The organism is Pseudomonas sp. zjy_15, from assembly GCF_043101865.1.
Lineage (GTDB): Bacteria > Pseudomonadota > Gammaproteobacteria > Pseudomonadales > Pseudomonadaceae > Aquipseudomonas > Aquipseudomonas putida_Y.
Genome location: NZ_JBICII010000033.1, coordinates 1 through 18634, shown reverse-complemented (window position 1 = coordinate 18634; position 18634 = coordinate 1). Strand labels below are relative to the sequence as shown.

Genomic DNA, 18634 nt, shown 5'->3' with positions numbered 1-18634 from the left:
CCCCATTTCAGCCTGTATTGCGGAGTTCGCCATGGCCATTGCAGTGCCCCTCAAAGAAGGCGCAGATCCAAGTCTCAAGCAGCGCCTCAAACACGCCGAGCGGGTTAACCGCTGGAAGGCGCAGGCGTTGATCGCGCCGCTGGCGCTGTTTCTTTTGCTGGTGTTTCTGGTGCCGATTGCGGCGCTGCTGTACAAGAGCGTCGGCAACCCGGAAGTGGTCGGCGGCCTGCCGCGCACGGTGGAAGTCATCAGCCAGTGGGATGGCAAGAGCCTGCCTGGCGAGGACGTTTACAAGGCGCTCAGCCAGGATTTGGCTGTGGCGCGCAAGAACCATACCCTTGGTGACCTTTCCAAACGCTTGAACATGGAACTGGCCGGCTACCGCAGCTTGTTGACCAAGACCGCCCGTGCACTGCCATTCAAGGCTGAGCCTGCCTCTTATAAAGACGCGTTGCAGGCTGTCGACGAGCGTTGGGGCGACCCGGCTTATTGGCAGGCGATACGCCGCAATACCAGTTCGGTGACTTCTTTCTACCTGCTGGCCTCGGTGGACCACCGCATCGATGACCTTGGAGAACTGGCCAAGGCCACTCCGGACCAGGCCATTTACCTGGACATCTTTGTACGTACCCTGTGGATGGGGGTGGTGATTACCACTATCTGCCTGGTACTGGCCTACCCACTGGCCTACTTGCTGGCCAACCTGCCGACCCGGCAGAGTAACCTGCTGATGATTCTGGTGCTGTTGCCATTCTGGACATCGATCCTGGTGCGGGTGGCGGCCTGGATCGTGCTACTGCAGTCGGGCGGCCTGATCAACGGCGCGCTGATGGCCATGGGCATCATTGACCAGCCGCTGGAGCTGGTGTTCAACCGCACAGGCGTTTACATCTCGATGGTGCACATCCTGCTGCCGTTCATGATCCTGCCGCTGTACAGCGTGATGAAGGGTATTTCCCCGAGCTACATGCGTGCGGCGATCTCGCTGGGCTGCCACCCGTTCGCCAGTTTCTGGCGGGTGTATTTCCCGCAGACCTACGCCGGTGTTGGCGCCGGTTGCCTGCTGGTCTTCATCCTGGCCATCGGTTACTACATCACCCCGGCGCTGCTGGGTAGCCCCAACGACCAGATGGTCAGCTACTTCGTCGCCTTCTACACCAACACCAGCATCAACTGGGGCATGGCCACCGCACTGGGCGGGCTGTTGCTGCTGGCGACCGTGCTGTTGTACCTGATCTATAGCTGGCTGGTCGGCGCCAGCCGCCTGCGCCTGAGCTGAGGAGCCTGTCATGCTGAGCCCATACATGTCGCCCGTGGAGCGGGTCTGGTACTACAGCCTGCGCATTCTCTGTGGCTTGATCCTGCTGTTCCTGATCTTGCCGGTGCTGGTGATCGTGCCGCTGTCGTTCAACAGTGGCAGCTTCCTGGTGTACCCGCTGCAGGGCTTCTCGCTGCAGTGGTATCAGGATTTCTTCGGCTCGGCCGAGTGGATGCGGGCGTTGAAGAACAGCATCATCGTTGCCCCGGCGGCCACGGTACTGGCCATGGTGTTCGGCACCTTGGCGGCCATCGGCCTGACCCGTGGCGATTTCCCCGGCAAGTCGCTGGTGATGGCGTTGGTGATCTCGCCGATGGTGGTGCCGGTAGTGATCATCGGGGTGGCCAGTTACCTGTTCTTCGCCCCTTTGGGCATGGGCAACAGCTTCATCTCGCTGATTCTTGTGCATGCGGTACTGGGTGTGCCGTTCGTCATCATTACCGTGTCGGCGACGCTGCAGGGCTTCAACTACAATCTGGTGCGCGCAGCGGCCAGCCTGGGAGCCTCGCCTTTGCTGGCTTTCCGCCGGGTGACCCTGCCGCTGATCGCGCCTGGTGTCATCTCGGGAGCGTTGTTTGCCTTTGCCACCTCGTTTGACGAGGTGGTGGTGACGCTGTTTCTCGCCGGGCCAGAACAGGCAACCCTGCCGCGGCAGATGTTCAGCGGTATTCGCGAGAACCTGAGCCCGACCATTGCCGCAGCGGCGACCTTGCTCATTGCGTTCTCGGTGGTGTTGCTGCTGACCCTGGAATGGTTGCGTGGGCGTAGTGAGAAGTTGAGGACTCAACAGCCGGCTTGATGATGGGTTGCCTGTGCCGGCCTCTTCGCGGCTAAAGCCGCTCCTACAGGGTACTGCGGGCCCGGTAGGACCGGCTTCAAGCCGCGAAGAGGCCGGTACAGGTTGCGCTGGTCGACACCAATTGATACCAATCAGCCTTCATCGCTTTCCCTGAGTTACAATGCGCGCCACCGTGACTCTGCCAACAGGTGCGCCATGCAGCCCTACGCTATTGCCCCCTCCATTCTCTCTGCCGATTTTGCCCGCCTGGGTGAGGACGTCGACAAGGTATTGGCTGCGGGTGCAGACATCGTCCACTTCGATGTCATGGACAATCATTATGTCCCCAACCTGACCATCGGTCCGATGGTCTGTACCGCTCTGCGCAAGTACGGCGTCACTGCGCCGATCGACGTACACCTGATGGTCAGCCCGGTTGACCGCATCATTGGCGACTTTATCGAAGCGGGTGCTACCTACATCACCTTCCATCCTGAAGCCACACAGCACATCGACCGTTCGCTTCAGCTGATCAAGGATGGTGGCTGCAAGGCCGGCCTGGTGTTCAACCCGGCCACCAGCCTGGACGCCCTGAAGTACGTGATGGACAAGATCGACATGGTGCTGCTGATGAGCGTCAACCCAGGCTTTGGCGGGCAGAAGTTCATTCCCGGCACTCTCGACAAGCTGCGCGAAGCGCGTGCGCTGATCGACGCCAGTGGCCGTGATATCCGTCTGGAGATCGATGGTGGCGTGAACGTCAACAACATCCGCGAGATCGCTGCCGCTGGCGCCGACACTTTCGTGGCCGGCTCGGCGATCTTCAACGCCCCGGACTACCAGGAAGTCATCGCCAAGATGCGTGCCGAACTGGCCCTGGCCCGCTCATGAGTGGCTTCGAGCAGCTGTTCCCGGGGACGCTGCCCAGGTTGGTAATGTTCGATCTGGACGGTACCCTGATCGATTCCGTGCCTGACCTGGCCGCGGCTGTGGACCGTATGCTGCTCGAACTGGGGCGCCCGCCTGCTGGCCTTGAGGCAGTGCGCCACTGGGTTGGCAATGGCGCCCAGGTGCTGGTGCGCCGCGCGTTGGCGGGTGGCATCGACCATGCCGAAGTGGACGATGCGCTGGCAGAACAGGCGCTGGCGTTGTTCATGGACGCTTATGCCGAAAGCCATGAACTGACCGTGGTCTATCCCGGCGTACGGGACACCCTGCGCTGGCTGCGCAAGCAGGGCGTGGAGATGGCGCTGATTACCAATAAGCCTGAGCGCTTTGTTGGCCCGCTGCTGGACCAGATGAAGATCGGTAATTTCTTCCGCTGGATCATTGGTGGCGACACCTTGCCGCAGAAAAAGCCCGACCCGGCGGCGTTGCTGTTCGTCATGCAGATGGCCGGTGTTACCCCGCAGCAATCCCTGTTCGTGGGTGATTCGCGCAGTGACGTGCAGGCGGCCAAGGCGGCTGGCGTGCAATGCGTGGGCCTGACCTACGGCTATAACCATGGCAGGCCGATCGACGATGAATCCCCCAGCCTGGTAATCGACGACTTGCGCGCATTGCTGCCCGGTTGCGCAGACCCGGCCACTGGGATAACGTTGGCGGACCTTCAAGCCTCACAAGACAGAGAGTCCACCGTGGCGGTTACTGGCAAATTCTGGATGAAAGTCATCAAGGCCTTGGCCCGTTGGCGTTGGCGCGCCTGACTTCAGCCTGCCGGCGTGTGCCGGCCCGTCCGTTTGCCTGACCTATTGCTGCTTGCCACGAGACTACTCATGAACCGCGAAGAATTCCTGCGCCTGGCTGCTGCCGGCTACAACCGTATTCCCTTGGCCTGTGAAACCTTGGCCGACTTCGACACGCCGCTGTCGATCTACCTGAAACTGGCTGACCAGCCCAACTCGTACCTGCTCGAATCGGTGCAGGGCGGCGAGAAGTGGGGCCGTTACTCGATGATCGGCTTGCCATCGCGCACGGTGATGCGTGTGCATGGCTACCATGTCAGCATCCTGCAGGATGGCGTCGAGGTGGAAAGCTGTGAGGTCGAAGACCCGCTGGCATTCGTTGAAACCTTCAAGGACCGCTACAAAGTTGCCGATATCCCCGGCCTGCCGCGCTTCAATGGCGGCCTGGTCGGCTACTTTGGCTACGACTGTGTGCGCTATGTAGAAAAGCGCCTGGGTGCCAGTCCCAATCCGGACCCGCTGGGCGTACCGGATATCCTGCTGATGGTGTCCGACGCGGTGGTGGTGTTCGACAACCTGGCGGGCAAGATGCACGCCATTGTGTTGGTCGACCCAGCTGAAGATCAGGCTTTCGAACAGGGCCAGGCACGCCTGCAAGGCTTGCTGGAAACCTTGCGCCAGCCAATCACCCCGCGCCGCGGTCTGGACCTGAGCGGCCCGCAGGCAGCCGAGCCGGAATTCCGCTCCAGCTACACCCGCGAGGATTACGAAAACGCCGTCGGTCGTATCAAGGAATACATCCTGGCCGGGGACTGTATGCAGGTGGTGCCGTCGCAGCGCATGTCGATCGACTTCAAGGCTGCGCCTATCGACCTGTACCGCGCGCTACGCTGTTTCAACCCGACGCCGTACATGTACTTCTTCAACTTCGGTGACTTCCATGTGGTCGGCAGCTCGCCCGAGGTGTTGGTACGTGTCGAGGACAACCTGGTCACCGTGCGCCCGATTGCCGGTACCCGCCCGCGTGGTGCGACCGAGGAGGCGGACCGGGCGCTGGAAGACGACCTGCTGTCGGACGACAAGGAAATTGCCGAGCACCTGATGCTGATCGATCTGGGTCGCAACGATGTGGGCCGTGTGTCTTCGACCGGCAGTGTGCGCCTGACCGAGAAGATGGTGATCGAGCGTTACTCCAACGTGATGCACATTGTCTCCAACGTTACCGGCCAGTTGCGTGAAGGCCTCACGGCGATGGATGCACTGCGGGCGATTCTGCCGGCTGGCACCTTGTCGGGTGCGCCGAAGATCCGCGCGATGGAGATCATCGACGAGCTGGAGCCGGTCAAGCGTGGTGTTTACGGCGGTGCAGTCGGGTATTTTGCCTGGAACGGCAATATGGATACCGCAATTGCCATTCGTACTGCAGTGATCAAGGACGGCGAGTTGCATGTGCAGGCCGGTGGCGGCATCGTTGCCGACTCGGTGCCGGCGCTGGAATGGGAAGAAACCATCAACAAGCGCCGGGCGATGTTCCGTGCGGTGGCGTTGGCCGAGCAGACTTCTGCCAGATAAATTTATTGGGGCTGCTGCGCAGCCCATTCGCGGGTAAACCCGCTCCTACAAGGGTTGCGCAAGCCTCAGGCATACGAGGCCGTCGTAGGAGCGGGTTTACCCGCGAAAGGGCCGGCCCTGCTGGCCAATTTCTACCTGCCGTTCACCGTTGCCGCCGCCACCGTATTCGCGGGTAAACCCGCTCCTACAAGGGTTGCGCAAGCCTCAGGCATACGAGGCCGTTGTAGGAGCGGGTTTACCCGCGAATGGGCCGCAAAGCGGCCCCCAGCAATTTAGAAGTCCACGCTAACCCCCACGCTAATGCCCTGCTGCGTCAACTCATCACTCTTGCGCCAGTTGTAGTTCCCGCGCAAATGCACCCCCGCCACCAGTTCATGGGTTACGCCCAGGCTCGCCCGGGTCAGGTCGCTGTGCGGTGTATACCCGGTCAGGGTGAAGTCATTTGCCGGCAAGCTGGTCAGGTGCATCGTCACATCCTGCTCGTCGTCCTCGAACTCATGCTCCTGAGCCACCTCGGCGAAAAGCCGGGTACCTGGCAGTACCTGCACACTGCCCAGCAGCCCCACGCCCAGGCGGCGTGACGTGCGCTCCTGGTCATCGAAGCCAAGCGCCGTCGAGCGCCCGCTCTTCTCGTCGTAGCCATCCACCTTCACCCGCGCATAGTCGGCACTGATGAACGGTGCCAACTGCCAGTTGCTGGTGTCGGCCGCCAGGTTGTAGCCCAGCCGCCCGGACAATGCCCAGGCCTCGCCGTCGGTGTCGCCTTTTTCACTGCGGTCATTCACGCCCAGGGCGAACGTACGCTTGAGGTCGCTGTAGTCCAGGTGCCCGGCGGTCAGCGCCGCGTCGGCCCACCAGCGGTCCTGGCGGTACTGGGCAAAGGCACTGGCCATATAGCTGTTCAGCTTGTAGTCCGAGTCCTGTTCACCGGCTTCCAGCTTCTGCCGGTACGCACCGCCGGCCAGGCCCAGGCGCCAGGCGTCGTTCAGGCGATAGCTGCCGCCCACGGTCAGGTTGTAGCCGCGGCCGTCACCGCTGGCCGCGCTGTGCTGGCCGTCGAAGTCCAGGTCCTGAGCGCCGCTGGCGACAAAGGCTTGCCATTGACCAACTGCTTGCCAAGGCGTCTGCCACTGATTACGCAACTCATCCTGGTGAGCCCGCAGGCTGGCGTGGGCCATTTCCGGTAGCAGGGTCAGTTCCCAGGGGGCTGCGAGGATCGAGTAGGCGTAATCGGCAATCAGCTGCTGACCCGCGATGGTCGGGTGGACCGAGTCGTTGAACAGCAGTTTGGTCGGGTCTGGCGTTGTGCCGTTGATCCCGTACACCGGGTTTTCCACGCAGCTATCGCCGCTGTAGCAGGTGCCGACCAGGTTCTGGTCGCTGGCCAGGCCGAACTGACTGGGGCTGGCCAGCGCCTCGCTCAACAGCGTAGGAATGTTCAGTGGAATGATCTGGGCATCGATCTGCCCTAGCTGGCTGATCAGTGACTGGTTGAACGCAGCGGAGAGCAGTGACAGTGGGTTTTGCTGTGGCGTGCCGCTGAAATTGGGCGTTTGGCCGAGGTCAGGTAGCAGCCAGACCATGATGTAGCGCGCGCCTCCTTGCTGAAGGGCTTGGGCGCTGGCAGCCAGGCGGGCGCCGGCGACTACGGCGTCGGCCGGGCTATTCACCAGGCCCTGCAGGAAGTCGTTACCGCCACCTGTCAGGTAATACAAGGCATTTGGGTCGGCGCGCAGGCCGTTGGCCAGGTAGCCGGGGCGCTCGCGCAGCACCAACCCGGCATTGGGGTTTCCTGGTGGGATGACGGTCTCGGACGTTGTCGTGATCGAGTCCAGGATCTGTTGGGTGGTGTACCCACCAACTGCCCAGTTATTACCATCGGGCTGGATGCCTATGGATGTCGACGGGTTAAGGTCGCCTGGCGCGACGCCCAGGCGGCCACCGAGGATCATCGGTGACACCGGAGCGAAGTTACCGTTGGCATCGCGGTTGGTGAAACGCGCGCCTGGGGTACCGCCGCTCAGGTCGGGAAACTGCCCTGCATCGGCGAGGCTGTCGCCAAACACGATGAGGGTTGAATAGGGCGAAGGGCCGGCCAACGCCTGGCTACAGGCCAGGGCCAGTGAAGCGAGGGTAAAGCGCAATAACGGGGCTTTTCGCATCATGGAACATCCTTTTCTTTGTTTTTATCAGGACAACCCCATCGACCTTAGCAAATCGTCGTGCTTCCCTCCCAAGTCCATTCGTTTCCCCGTGTTTACAGGCATATTGCGCCCGTCGTCCCGGTAGGCTACTGTGCCGGGACGTATGAGCGAGACCTATCCTGTGTTGATCGTCAGCAAACTCTTGATGCGCGTAATCAAGGCCCACGCCCGTTGGCGTTGGCGCGCCTGACTTTATCTCCTGCCGGCCCGCCCGGCCCGTCCCCGTTTGCCTTCTCGTTTACCGCCCGTTGTGGCAAAGCCGCGCCTGTGGCTGGTGCTGGAAGGTTCGAATCATGAAGTCAGTAGATTCAAGAGGTTTAACACCATGTTACTGATGATCGACAATTACGACTCATTCACTTACAACGTCGTTCAGTACCTTGGCGAGCTGGGTGCCGAGGTGAAGGTCATTCGCAATGACGAAATGACAATCGCCCAGATCGAGGCCCTCAACCCTGAGCGCATCGTCGTATCCCCGGGGCCGTGCACTCCAAGTGAGGCAGGCGTGTCCATCGAGGCCATCCTGCATTTCGCCGGGAAGTTGCCAATCCTTGGCGTATGCCTGGGCCACCAGTCAATCGGGCAGGCCTTTGGCGGCGACGTTGTTCGTGCACGCCAGGTCATGCATGGCAAGACCAGCCCGGTATATCACCGCGACCTGGGCGTGTTCGCCAGCCTTAACAACCCGCTGACCGTGACCCGTTACCACTCGCTGGTGGTAAAGCGTGAAACCTTGCCCGACTGCCTGGAAGTTACCGCCTGGACCTCCCATGCTGACGGTTCGGTCGATGAGATCATGGGCCTGCGCCACAAGACGCTGAATATCGAAGGGGTGCAATTCCACCCTGAGTCGATCCTGACCGAGCAGGGCCACGAACTGTTCGCCAATTTCCTCAAGCAGACCGGCGGCCGCCGTTAAGGATCGAACATGGATATCAAGAGTGCGTTGAGCCGTATCGTCGGCCAACTGGACCTTACTACCGAAGAAATGCGCCAGGTCATGCGCCAGATCATGACCGGTCAGTGCAGCGAGGCGCAGATAGGTGCCTTCCTGATGGGCATGCGCATGAAAAGCGAAAGCATCGACGAAATCGTCGGTGCGGTGTCGGTGATGCGTGAACTGGCCGAAAAGGTCGAGCTGCAAAGCCTTGATGGTGTCGTCGACATTGTCGGTACCGGCGGTGACGGCGCCAACATCTTCAACGTATCCACCGCTTCGTCCTTCGTCCTGGCGGCGGCGGGCTGCCCGGTGGCCAAGCATGGTAACCGCGCAGTATCGGGCAAGAGCGGCAGTGCCGACCTGCTGGAAGCTGCCGGCATCTACCTGAACCTGACGCCAACTCAAGTGGCGCGCTGCATCGACAGCCTGGGCATCGGCTTCATGTTCGCGCAAAGTCACCACTCGGCCATGAAACACGCCGCAGGCCCGCGTCGAGAACTGGGGTTGCGCACCCTGTTCAATATGCTCGGCCCGCTTACGAATCCGGCCGGAGTGAAGCACCAGGTGGTCGGTGTGTTCGCGCAAACCCTTTGCCGCCCGCTGGCTGAGGTGCTGCAGCGCCTGGGTAGCAAGCATGTGCTGGTAGTGCACTCGAAGGATGGACTGGACGAGTTCAGCCTGGCGGCACCCACCTTCGTCGCCGAACTGAAAAACGACGAGATCACTGAATATTGGGTCGAGCCGGAAGACCTCGGTATTAAGAGTCAGAGCCTTCATGGCTTGGCAGTCGAGAGCCCGCAGGCTTCGCTGGAGCTGATTCGCGATGCGCTGGGTCGGCGCAAGACCGAGAACGGTCAGAAGGCCGCCGAGATGATCGTGCTTAATGCTGGCGCGGCACTGTATGCCGCTGACCATGCCATGAGCCTGAAAGCCGGTGTAGAACTGGCCCATGATGTACTGCACACCGGCCTGGCCTGGGAGAAGTTGCAGGAATTGGGCGCCTTTACTGCAGTATTCAAGGTGGAGAACGAAGCATGAGTGTGCCGACGGTGCTGGAAAGGATCATTGCCCGCAAATTTCAGGAAGTGGCCGAGCGCAGTGCACGCGTCAGCTTCGCCGAGCTAGAGAGCCTGGCCAAGGCCGCCGACGCCCCGCGTGGCTTCGCCAACGCGCTGATCGAGCAGGCCAAGCGCAAGCAGCCAGCGGTGATTGCCGAAATCAAGAAGGCTTCGCCAAGCAAGGGCGTGATCCGTGAGCACTTCGTGCCGGCGGAAATCGCGGTCAGCTACGAGAAGGGCGGGGCCACCTGCCTGTCGGTGCTGACCGATGTCGATTATTTCCAGGGTGCCGATGAGTACTTGCAGCAGGCCCGCGCAGCGGTTTCGCTGCCGGTGATCCGCAAGGACTTCATGGTCGACCCTTACCAGATCGTCGAAGCCCGGGCCCTGGGGGCAGATTGCGTACTGCTGATCGTGTCGGCGCTGGACGACGTGAAGATGGCTGAACTGGCCGCCACTGCCAAGGACGTCGGCCTCGACGTGCTGGTGGAAGTGCACGATGGCGATGAACTGGAGCGCGCGCTGAAAACCCTGGATACGCCGCTGGTGGGGGTGAACAACCGCAATCTGCACACCTTCGAGGTCAGCCTGGAAACCACCCTTGACCTGCTGCCGCGCATTCCGCGTGACCGTCTGGCGATTACCGAAAGCGGTATTCTCAACCGGGCCGATGTGGAGCTGATGGCAATCAACGAGGTTTACTCGTTCCTGGTGGGGGAGGCGTTCATGCGCGCCGAGCACCCTGGCCTGGAATTACAGCGGCTGTTCTTCCCCGAGCAGGTGAAGAAGACTGTTCAGCACCTGGACTGATCAAATGAAGCCGGCGTTTTTGCCGGCTTTTTTGTACCTGTAATGGCCTCTTCGCGGGCAAGCCCGCTACACGCGCTGTTGTAGGAGCGGGTTTACCCGCGAAGAGACCGGTTAAATCAACATCATAGGTGGATCAATGACCGATCAACCCCTGGCCCTGACTGTCGAACAGGGCCTGCACGCGGAGCAGGAACTGCTGGCCGCCGTCTGCCGCGGCGAACGCGAGAGTGGTGTGCTGTTCTGGCGTCCGACCGACCACGCTCTGGTCATGCCTCGGCGCATGAGCCGGCTGGGCAACTTTGAAGTCGCCTGCGCGGAATTGGCTATTGCTGGCTGGCCGGTGCTGCTGCGAGAAACCGGCGGTGAGCCGGTACCTCAGTCGCATTCGACGGTGAACGTTGCACTGGTCTACGCCGCGCCGCGCAGTGAAGGTGACCACGGCCGTATCGAAAATGCCTATGAGCGCCTGTGTCTGCCGCTGTGCGATGTGCTGCGCGAGTGGGGCGGGGTAGCGTCCGTCGGGGAAATCGACGGGGCCTTCTGCGATGGCCGCTACAACGTCAACCTCAATGGCCGCAAACTGGTGGGTACTGCCCAGCGCTGGCGTCAGGGCCTGGGTGGCAAGCGCCCGGTGGTGCTGGTACACGGTGCGCTGTTGCTGGACAACGAGCGTGAGTCGATGGTGGCGGCGGTCAACCGCTTCAACGAGTGCTGCGAGCTGGAGCAACGCTGTCGCGCTGATGCGCACATCGCCTTGCACGAAGTCGCGCCGGCAGCACCCTGGTTCGAGCGCCTTTCGCAGGCCTACGCCAAGGTACTGGCCGAGTTGCCCAAGGACTAGCGGGTACCGTAGACCACCATGGTCTTGCCCTTGACCTGCACCAGGCTGCGTTCCTCCAAGTCCTTTAGAACGCGGCCGACCATTTCCCGAGAGCAACCGACGATTCGGCCTATTTCCTGACGGGTGATCTTGATTTGCATGCCATCGGGGTGGGTCATGGCGTCCGGCTGCTTGCACAGTTCCAGCAGGCAACGGGCAACTCGCCCGGTCACGTCGAAAAATGCCAAGTCGCCAACCTTGCGGGTAGTGTTGCGCAGGCGCTGGGCCATCTGGCTACCCAGGGCGTAGAGGATTTCAGGGTCCTGGCGCGCCAGTTCGCGAAACTTCTCGTAGCTGATTTCGGCCACTTCGCATTCGGTCTTGGCGCGTACCCAGGCACTGCGCTGCTGTTCGCCATCAATGGGTTCGAACAGGCCTAGCTCGCCAAAGAAATCGCCATTGTTGAGGTAGGCAATGATCATTTCATGGCCGTCGTCGTCCTCGATGAGGATGGTGACCGAACCCTTGATGATGAACGACAGTGTCTCGGCCCGGTCGCCGGCGCAGATGATGTTGCTTTTGGCGGTGTAGCGGCGGCGCTGGCAGTGTACCAGCAGCTTGTCGATGTTCTTTATCTTGGCGGGTAGGGCGGAGGCAACCATCACGAAATCCTGTTCGATATGACGCATAGGCTTTTTATAGAGGTTGGCTGACGGAAAGCGCCAGTCATTTGGCGCCAGCTTATCAGACACTACAGGATGTTTCGGTACTAAACCGACACATCTCGTGCTTTTCCCACAGCCGCACAAGGTCTAAGCTGACACCCTTTTCCGAAAATCAGGAGTCCGGGTAGATGAAGGCACGTATCCAGTGGGCCGGTGAGGCAATGTTCCTCGGCGAATCGGGGAGCGGCCATGTCGTCGTGATGGACGGCCCGCCCGAGGCCGGCGGCCGCAACCTGGGCGTGCGACCGATGGAAATGCTGTTGCTGGGCCTGGGTGGCTGCAGCAGCTTTGACGTGGTGAGCATCCTGAAGAAGTCGCGCCAGGCAGTGGAAAGCTGCGAGGCATTTCTTGAGGCGGAGCGCGCAAACGAAGACCCGAAGGTGTTCACCAAGATTCATATGAACTTCGTGGTGAAGGGGCGTGGGCTGAAAGAAGCGCAGGTCAAGCGGGCGGTGGAGCTGTCGGCGGAAAAGTACTGCTCGGCTTCGATCATGCTTGAGCGTGCCGGGGTTGAGATTACCCATGGGTATGAAATCGTGGAGCTGGGTTAAGGCTGAGATTCCGGCGCCGCTTTGCAGCCCTTGTGGGAGCGGGTGAACCCGCTCCCACATCTGGCCCAGGGCGGCCTTCAGTTGCGCAGGGCCGGAAGGGCCATCCGCAGCCATTGCGGAAGACTGCTTCTTAGCGCCTGGCTCATCCGCTCCCGGTGCTTCTGGTAAATCAGCCCAAGCCAGATAACCCCCAGCCCGATAAAGGTCACCACCACTGGGAACAGTAGCGACTGGGCAAACACCTCATACGCTAGGTACCCCAGGTAAGCGGCCACTCCCAGCGCACCAAACACCATGAACACCGGCCGGCGCAGCAGCACCGCCATGCCCATCAGCGCAATGTTGATCAGGCAGTACAGGGCCTTGCCCAACTCACTGCCGCTGTCCAGCAGCGTCAACCCGCCCCAGAATGCTGCCAGCCCGGCCAGATAACCCCAACGGGCGTAGTCTTCACGCGTGCGGCCGTCTATCACGACGAAAACCACCAGCAAGCCCAACCCAAACCACAGTGATACGTGGCGGCGCTGCTCCCAGCTGAACGGGGAGCCGAAGAACCACTCGCTAAGGTCCATCGACATGAACCACAAGGCCACGGCTACTGGCATGACGACGAACGGGTAGGGGATCAATCGCAGCATTAGCAGGCCGGCAAGCACCGTGGCTGCTTCCATCGCCAGCCAGCCGCCCTGCACGTAGGTGTAGTACTGATGGTAGTCGGCCTGCGTATCGTCCAGTGGCCACCAGCCGAACATGCGTTCGATAGCGAATACCGCCAGCGGCACGATGCTGACTGCAACGGCAGCCAGTACGCCAGCAGCGACGGGTTGGGCGCGGCGCTGCAGATTGAGGGCGAGCAAGGTGATCAGCAGGATGTAGAGGCTGGCGATGATCAACAGCGCGCCGTCACCGAGGCTCATCCAGGCCTCGGTGAGCAACCAGCCCATGGCCGCCATGATCAGCATGGCGCCAAAGTAGAAGGCAACATGGGCCAGCTGGAAGCTGCCACGAGGTGCGGGTTGCTGGCGCAGGAATGCCAGCAGGCTTTGATCCTGACCCGGCTGGAGAATGCCTGCTTGCACGGCGCGCGCCAGGTCCTTGGCGTCGAATCGATCCGTCATGGTGATACCTTCAGATGCGGTATGTGCTCTTGGTCATGACCTTGGCCAGCAAGCTCATGCCAAAGCGGACGGGGGCCGGAAAGCGATAACCACCGGCTTCCAGTGCAGACTCGGCGTGTTGCTCTTCGTCAATGCGCATTTGCTCGAGAATGGCTCGGGATTTTTCATCTTCGTGCGGCAATTGCTCCAGGTGCTCGTCGAGGTGCTTGCACACCTGATGTTCGGTAGCGGCGACGAAGCCCAGGCTGACCTTGTCGCTGACCAGTCCGGCGAGTGCGCCGATGCCGAACGACATGCCGTAGAACAGCGGGTTGAGCACGCTCGGGTGGCTGTTCAGCTGGCGAATGCGCTGTTCGCACCAGGCCAGGTGATCCACTTCTTCCTCGGCGGCATGCTCCATGGCCTTGCGCACTTCCGGGAGCTTGGCGGTCAGGGCCTGGCCTTGGTACAGCGCCTGGGCGCAGACTTCACCGGTATGGTTGATGCGCATCAGCCCGGCAATATGACGGGCCTGTTGCTCGTCCAGGTCGGCATCTGGCTGGACGATGGCCGGCGATGGCCGGGCGGGTTGGCCGCTGAATGGCAGCAAGGTGCGCATGGCAGTATCGGCCTGCAGCAACAAGCGGTCGAGCGGCGAGTAGTGACGTTCGGTAGCCATCGGGCACCTCCGCAAGAATGTGCCCGACAGTTTACCGCAATAGCGGCGGGGTCGCTTGCCGTGGGTCAGCCCGGCGGCCAGTTCATCTGGCGCTGGCCAAGCACGTGCATATGGATGTGGTAGACGGTCTGGCCGCCTTTGGGGTTGCAGTTCATGACCACGCGGAAACCTTCCTCGCAGCCTTGTTCGACAGCCAGGCGCTGGGCGGTGAACAAGATGTGGCCAGCCAGGGCCTTGTCTTCTTCGGTCAGGTCATTGAGGGTGCGAATGTGCTTTTTCGGGATGACCAGAAAATGTACCGGTGCCGCGGGTGCAATGTCCTTGAAGGCCAGGATCTGGTCGTCTTCATAGATGATATCTGCCGGGATTTCCCGGTTGATGATTTTGAGGAATAGATCGTCCACAGCACTTGCTCCATGGTGAGGGTCGGGCCGAGTGTACTCAGCCGGGCGCCGCTCGCCCAGTGGCTATTCCATACCGATGGGGCAATAGCGGCGGTGGATGGCCCCAGCCAGCTTGCGCACCAGCCAGCGCGGCAGCAAACGCGGGGCGAACGCCAGCCAGCGGTTGCGCCGGCCGGGCATGATCAGTGCGCGGTTCTTGTCCAGCGCCCGTACGGTGTACAGCGCCACTTCCTCGGCGCTGAGACAGCGCGACTTGCCATCTAGCCGCGCAATGCGCCGGCGTGCGGAACGTACTGGGCCAGGGCACAGTACAGAGACCTTGATGCCGGTGCGCTTGAGTTCTTCGCGCAGGGCCTGGGAAAAGCTCAACACGTAGGCCTTGCTAGCGGCATAGGCGGCCATCCATGGGCCAGGCGCCACCCCGGCCAGGCCGGCGACGTTGAGAATCTGCCCGCCACCCTGCACAGCCATCAGGTTACCGATGGCGTGGCACAGGCGGCTCAGGGCCAGCACGTTGACCTCCAGCAGGTCTTGTTCGTCTGCCCATTCATGGGCCAGGAACGGCCCATAGGTGCGCAAGCCCGCGCAGTTGACCAGCAAATCGATACGCCGCTCACCTTCTTCCAGCTCTAGCACGAAGCCTGAAAGGCGCAACGGCTGGCTGAGGTCGCAGGCGCGGAACAGTACCTCGACACCGAAACGCTGGGTCAGCTCCATGGCGACAGGCTCCAGCGTTTCTCGTTGGCGTGCCACCAGGATCAGGTTGCGCCCGCGCCGTGCCAGCGCTTCCGCCAAGGCCAGGCCCAGGCCGCTGGAAGCACCAGTGATCATGGCGTAACGGGTCATGCAAGGCTCCTGGGGGCGGAAGAGGGCGCCTAGTGTACAACTTGCCCGTGCAAGGTGTTGCCTTTTGCTACAAGGCGCGGTCCCGCAAAACCTGGCAGCGTTCCAGGGCTTGTCGGTACTCGCCATGCAGGCGCTCGATCAATGCGCTGGCGCTGGGCAGGTCATGGATGGCTCCGACGCCCTGGCCCGCTGACCATACGGTCTTCCAGGCCTTGGCTTCGTCATCGATCGGCTTGAGCTTGCCTTGCACGTGCCCCCCCTTGAGGGCGTTCATGTCGTAGCCGGCCTGCTCCAGGCTCTGACGCAGGAAGCTGGCGGGAATACCGGACACCACGGGTGTGTGGATGATGTCGGCGGCATGGGCATCCAGCAGCATCTGTTTGTAGGCGCCCTGAGCCTGGCTTTCTGTGGTGGCGATGAAGCGCGTGCCCATGTACGCCAGGTCCGCCCCCAGCAGTTGTGCGGCCAGGATTTCGTGGCCGTGGTTAATGCAGCCAGCCAGCAGCAGGGTCTTGCCGAAGAACTGGCGAATTTCTGCGGCCAGGGCGAACGGGCTCCAGGTGCCGGCATGGCCGCCCGCGCCTGCGGCGACGGCGATAAGGCCATCGACACCAGCTTCGGCGGCCTTTTCGGCATGCCGGCGGGTGGTGACATCATGAAACACCAGGCCGCCGTAGCTGTGTACGGCATCGACCACTTCCTTCACCGCGCCCAGGCTGGTGATGACGATCGGCACCCGGTGCTCCACGCACAAGGCTAGGTCGGCCTGCAGGCGCGGGTTGGTCGGGTGGACGATCAGGTTGACGGCGTAGGGCGCTGGCGCCTGCAGTTGAGCCAGGCCAGCCTCGATCTCTTCCAGCCAGGCCTTGAAGCCAGCGCTGTCGCGTTGGTTCAGGGCCGGGAAACTGCCAACCACGCCGTTGGCGCAGCAGGCCAGCACCAGTTGGGGGTTGGAGATGAGGAACATCGGCGCAGCAACCACGGGCAGCCGCAGGCGTTGTTCGAGCGAGGCAGGTAGCGACATGGCAAGGCTCCTTGAGCGGGTGGCTATGTCAGAACGGTTTCACCACCACCAGAATTACGATAGCCAGCAGGATCAGCACGGGCACTTCGTTGAACCAGCGATAGTAGACATGGCTGCGGGTGTTGGTGCCGTTGGCGAAGCGTTTGCGCTGGGCACCGCACACGTGATGGTAGCCGGTCAGCAGGATGACCAGGGTGAGCTTGGCATGCAGCCATCCCTGGCTCAGCCAGCCGGGGGTGAGGTACAGCATCCAGATGCCAAAAACGTAGGTAGCGATCATCGCCGGGTTCATGATGCCGCGGTACAGCTTGCGCTCCATGGTCACGAAGCGATCCTGGCTGATGCTGTCCTGGCTCTGGGCGTGGTAGACGAACAGCCTGGGCAGGTAGAACAGGCCGGCGAACCAGCAGACCACGCTGACGATATGCAGCGCTTTGATCCATAGGTAAAGCATGGAGGAGTTCCTTCAGGTAATCACGGTCGTCAGATAGTAGTGGTCAAGCGCCCGAAGGGTCACCCGAAGAGTTGTTACAGGCGCCCCGCGCCCCTATTATCGTGCGCTTTCCAGACGGCTCGTTGATAAGGGGCAAGCGTTATGATCAAGGTCGGTATCGTCGGCGGCACGGGTTACACCGGCGTCGAACTGTTGCGTCTGCTGGCACAGCATCCACAGGCCGAAGTGGCGGTCATCACTTCGCGCTCCGAGGCGGGCGTGGCGGTGGCGGACATGTACCCGAACCTGCGCGGCCACTATGACGGGCTGGCGTTCAGCGTACCGGACAGCAAGGCTTTGGCTGCCTGCGATGTGGTGTTCTTCGCCACGCCGCATGGTGTTGCCCACGCCCTGGCTGGTGAGCTGCTGGCGGCCGGTACCAAGGTGATCGACCTGTCGGCCGACTTCCGCCTGCAGGATGCGGCCGAGTGGGGCAAGTGGTACGGTCAGCCCCATGGCGCGCCAGAGTTGCTCAAGGACGCTGTGTATGGCCTGCCTGAAGTCAACCGCGAGAAGATCCGCCAGGCTCGCCTGATCGCTGTGCCGGGTTGCTATCCGACCGCCACCCAGCTGGGCTTCCTGCCGCTGCTGGAAGCAGGGCTGGCTGACCCGTCGCGCCTGATCGCCGACTGCAAGTCGGGCGTCAGCGGTGCAGGGCGTGGTGCGGCAGTGGGCTCGCTGTTCTGCGAAGCCGGCGAAAGCATGAAAGCATACGCGGTGAAGGGCCATCGCCACCTGCCGGAGATCAGCCAAGGCTTGCGCCTGGCCGCGGGCAAGGACATCGGGCTGACTTTCGTGCCGCATCTGACGCCGATGATCCGCGGCATCCATGCCACCCTGTACGCGAATGTGGTCGATACCTCGGTCGACCTGCAGGCGCTGTACGAGAAGCGCTACGCCGACGAACCGTTCGTCGACGTGATGCCAGCTGGCAGCCATCCGGAAACCCGCAGCGTGCGCGGCGCCAACGTTTGTCGCATTGCGGTTCATCGTCCGCAGGGTGGTGACCTGGTGGTGGTGCTGTCGGTGATCGACAACCTGGTCAAGGGCGCCTCCGGCCAGGCGGTACAGAACCTCAACATTCTGTTCGGCCTGGATGAGCGCATGGGCCTGGCCCATGCCGGCTTGCTGCCGTAAGCAGCAGTTCGAAAAGGCCCGCGTCGTGCGGGCCTTTTTGTATGTCGCGACTAAAGCCGCACAATTCTTGACCGATTTTCTCGGGAAAGCGGATAATGCGCGTCATCGAGTTTTATGGCGGCTACCGCGCCGGGAGAATCAACATGAGTGTCGAAACCTTCACCCCTACCGGCCTGGAGTTCACCCATGGGGCAGCCCAGAAGGTGAAAAACCTGGTCAATGAGGAAGGCAATGAACGTCTGAAACTGCGGGTGTTCGTGACCGGTGGTGGTTGCTCGGGCTTCCAGTATGGCTTTACGTTTGATGAAGATGTGGCCGAAGATGACACCATCGTCGAGCGCGAGGGCGTTTCCCTGGTGGTCGACCCGATGAGCTTCCAGTACCTGGCCGGCGCCGAAGTGGACTACCAGGAAGGCCTGGAAGGTTCGCGTTTCGTTATCAAGAATCCGAATGCCGCCACCACCTGTGGTTGCGGCTCGTCGTTCTCGATCTG

20 protein-coding genes are annotated in these 18634 nt (G+C 61.7%); 12 read left to right on the top strand and 8 right to left on the bottom strand.

All coding sequences use genetic code 11. The features are described 5' to 3' along the window. Positions 1-31 precede the first annotated feature (31 nt). The 5 genes from ACF8EF_RS05800 to trpE all read left to right on the top strand — a co-directional run bounded on the left by ACF8EF_RS05800 (position 32) and on the right by trpE (position 5353). Positions 32-1279: an ABC transporter permease gene (locus tag ACF8EF_RS05800; RefSeq protein ID WP_176683494.1), complete on the top strand. Its 1248-nt coding sequence runs from the start codon at positions 32-34 to the stop codon at positions 1277-1279. A gap of 10 nt (positions 1280-1289) precedes the next feature. After that, positions 1290-2117 (top strand): ABC transporter permease, encoded by an 828-nt coding sequence (locus ACF8EF_RS05795; protein ID WP_209968361.1) that lies wholly within the window; start codon positions 1290-1292, stop codon positions 2115-2117. 195 nt (positions 2118-2312) lie between these two features. Further along, on the top strand, positions 2313-2987 hold the full coding sequence (gene rpe, locus ACF8EF_RS05790; protein ID WP_176683492.1) for a ribulose-phosphate 3-epimerase: 675 nt from the start codon (positions 2313-2315) through the stop codon (positions 2985-2987). Then, the gene (locus ACF8EF_RS05785) at positions 2984-3802 is read left to right on the top strand and encodes a phosphoglycolate phosphatase (protein ID WP_176683491.1); all 819 of its coding nucleotides are present in this window, start codon (positions 2984-2986) and stop codon (positions 3800-3802) included. The genes rpe and ACF8EF_RS05785 overlap by 4 nt, the downstream gene beginning before the upstream one ends. A gap of 69 nt (positions 3803-3871) precedes the next feature. Beyond that, positions 3872-5353, top strand: a complete 1482-nt coding sequence (gene trpE, locus ACF8EF_RS05780; protein ID WP_392461887.1) for an anthranilate synthase component I — start codon at positions 3872-3874, stop codon at positions 5351-5353. A gap of 272 nt (positions 5354-5625) precedes the next feature. Here the strand turns inward: trpE and estP are convergent, their stop codons facing one another. Continuing rightward, the gene (estP, locus tag ACF8EF_RS05775) at positions 5626-7515 is read right to left on the bottom strand and encodes an esterase EstP (protein ID WP_392461664.1); all 1890 of its coding nucleotides are present in this window, start codon (positions 7513-7515) and stop codon (positions 5626-5628) included. A 367-nt stretch (positions 7516-7882) separates the two neighbouring features. Between estP and ACF8EF_RS05770 the strand changes: the two genes are divergently transcribed. From ACF8EF_RS05770 to ACF8EF_RS05755, 4 genes are all read left to right on the top strand, one after another. Continuing rightward, a complete protein-coding gene (locus ACF8EF_RS05770) occupies positions 7883-8476 on the top strand; it encodes an aminodeoxychorismate/anthranilate synthase component II (protein ID WP_003255531.1) in 594 nt (197 codons plus the stop codon). A gap of 9 nt (positions 8477-8485) precedes the next feature. Then, entirely contained in the window at positions 8486-9535 is a 1050-nt protein-coding gene (gene trpD, locus ACF8EF_RS05765; RefSeq protein WP_176683488.1) for an anthranilate phosphoribosyltransferase, read from the top strand. Further along, positions 9532-10365: an indole-3-glycerol phosphate synthase TrpC gene (trpC, locus tag ACF8EF_RS05760; protein ID WP_176683487.1), complete on the top strand. Its 834-nt coding sequence runs from the start codon at positions 9532-9534 to the stop codon at positions 10363-10365. Before trpD ends, trpC begins: the two co-directional genes overlap by 4 nt. A gap of 136 nt (positions 10366-10501) precedes the next feature. Then, positions 10502-11206, top strand: a complete 705-nt coding sequence (locus ACF8EF_RS05755; RefSeq protein ID WP_209968346.1) for a lipoate--protein ligase family protein — start codon at positions 10502-10504, stop codon at positions 11204-11206. Here the strand turns inward: ACF8EF_RS05755 and crp are convergent. Then, positions 11203-11847: a cAMP-activated global transcriptional regulator CRP gene (gene crp / locus ACF8EF_RS05750; protein ID WP_176683485.1), complete on the bottom strand. Its 645-nt coding sequence runs from the start codon at positions 11845-11847 to the stop codon at positions 11203-11205. The two genes, ACF8EF_RS05755 and crp, sit on opposite strands and share 4 nt — an antisense overlap. A 191-nt stretch (positions 11848-12038) precedes the next feature. Between crp and ACF8EF_RS05745 the strand changes: the two genes are divergently transcribed. Beyond that, on the top strand, positions 12039-12461 hold the full coding sequence (locus ACF8EF_RS05745; protein ID WP_176683484.1) for an OsmC family protein: 423 nt from the start codon (positions 12039-12041) through the stop codon (positions 12459-12461). Between the two features lie 77 nt (positions 12462-12538). Here the strand turns inward: ACF8EF_RS05745 and ACF8EF_RS05740 are convergent, their stop codons facing one another. From ACF8EF_RS05740 to hemJ, 6 genes are all read right to left on the bottom strand, one after another. After that, the gene (locus ACF8EF_RS05740; RefSeq protein ID WP_176683483.1) at positions 12539-13579 is read right to left on the bottom strand and encodes a DUF2157 domain-containing protein; all 1041 of its coding nucleotides are present in this window, start codon (positions 13577-13579) and stop codon (positions 12539-12541) included. Positions 13580-13589: 10 nt separating this feature from the next. Beyond that, positions 13590-14237, bottom strand: a complete 648-nt coding sequence (coq7, locus tag ACF8EF_RS05735) for a 2-polyprenyl-3-methyl-6-methoxy-1,4-benzoquinone monooxygenase (protein WP_176683482.1) — start codon at positions 14235-14237, stop codon at positions 13590-13592. A gap of 65 nt (positions 14238-14302) precedes the next feature. Further along, positions 14303-14641, bottom strand: coding sequence for a histidine triad nucleotide-binding protein (locus ACF8EF_RS05730; protein ID WP_003255518.1), 339 nt, complete (start codon positions 14639-14641; stop codon positions 14303-14305). Positions 14642-14704: 63 nt separating this feature from the next. Continuing rightward, positions 14705-15487, bottom strand: coding sequence for an SDR family NAD(P)-dependent oxidoreductase (locus tag ACF8EF_RS05725; protein ID WP_392461662.1), 783 nt, complete (start codon positions 15485-15487; stop codon positions 14705-14707). Positions 15488-15554: 67 nt separating this feature from the next. After that, a complete protein-coding gene (locus ACF8EF_RS05720; protein ID WP_176683480.1) occupies positions 15555-16511 on the bottom strand; it encodes a nitronate monooxygenase family protein in 957 nt (318 codons plus the stop codon). Positions 16512-16539: 28 nt separating this feature from the next. Then, positions 16540-16965 carry a protoporphyrinogen oxidase HemJ gene (gene hemJ / locus ACF8EF_RS05715; RefSeq protein WP_176683479.1) on the bottom strand — a complete coding sequence of 142 codons (426 nt, stop codon included), beginning with the start codon at positions 16963-16965 and terminating at the stop codon, positions 16540-16542. A gap of 141 nt (positions 16966-17106) precedes the next feature. On the opposite strand from hemJ, the gene argC reads away from it, so the two are divergent. Together argC and erpA are read left to right on the top strand one after the other, a co-directional pair. Further along, a complete protein-coding gene (argC, locus tag ACF8EF_RS05710; protein ID WP_176683478.1) occupies positions 17107-18141 on the top strand; it encodes an N-acetyl-gamma-glutamyl-phosphate reductase in 1035 nt (344 codons plus the stop codon). Between the two features lie 143 nt (positions 18142-18284). Further along, on the top strand, positions 18285-18634 hold a 350-nt coding region (gene erpA, locus ACF8EF_RS05705; RefSeq protein WP_003255511.1), incomplete at its 3' end, for an iron-sulfur cluster insertion protein ErpA.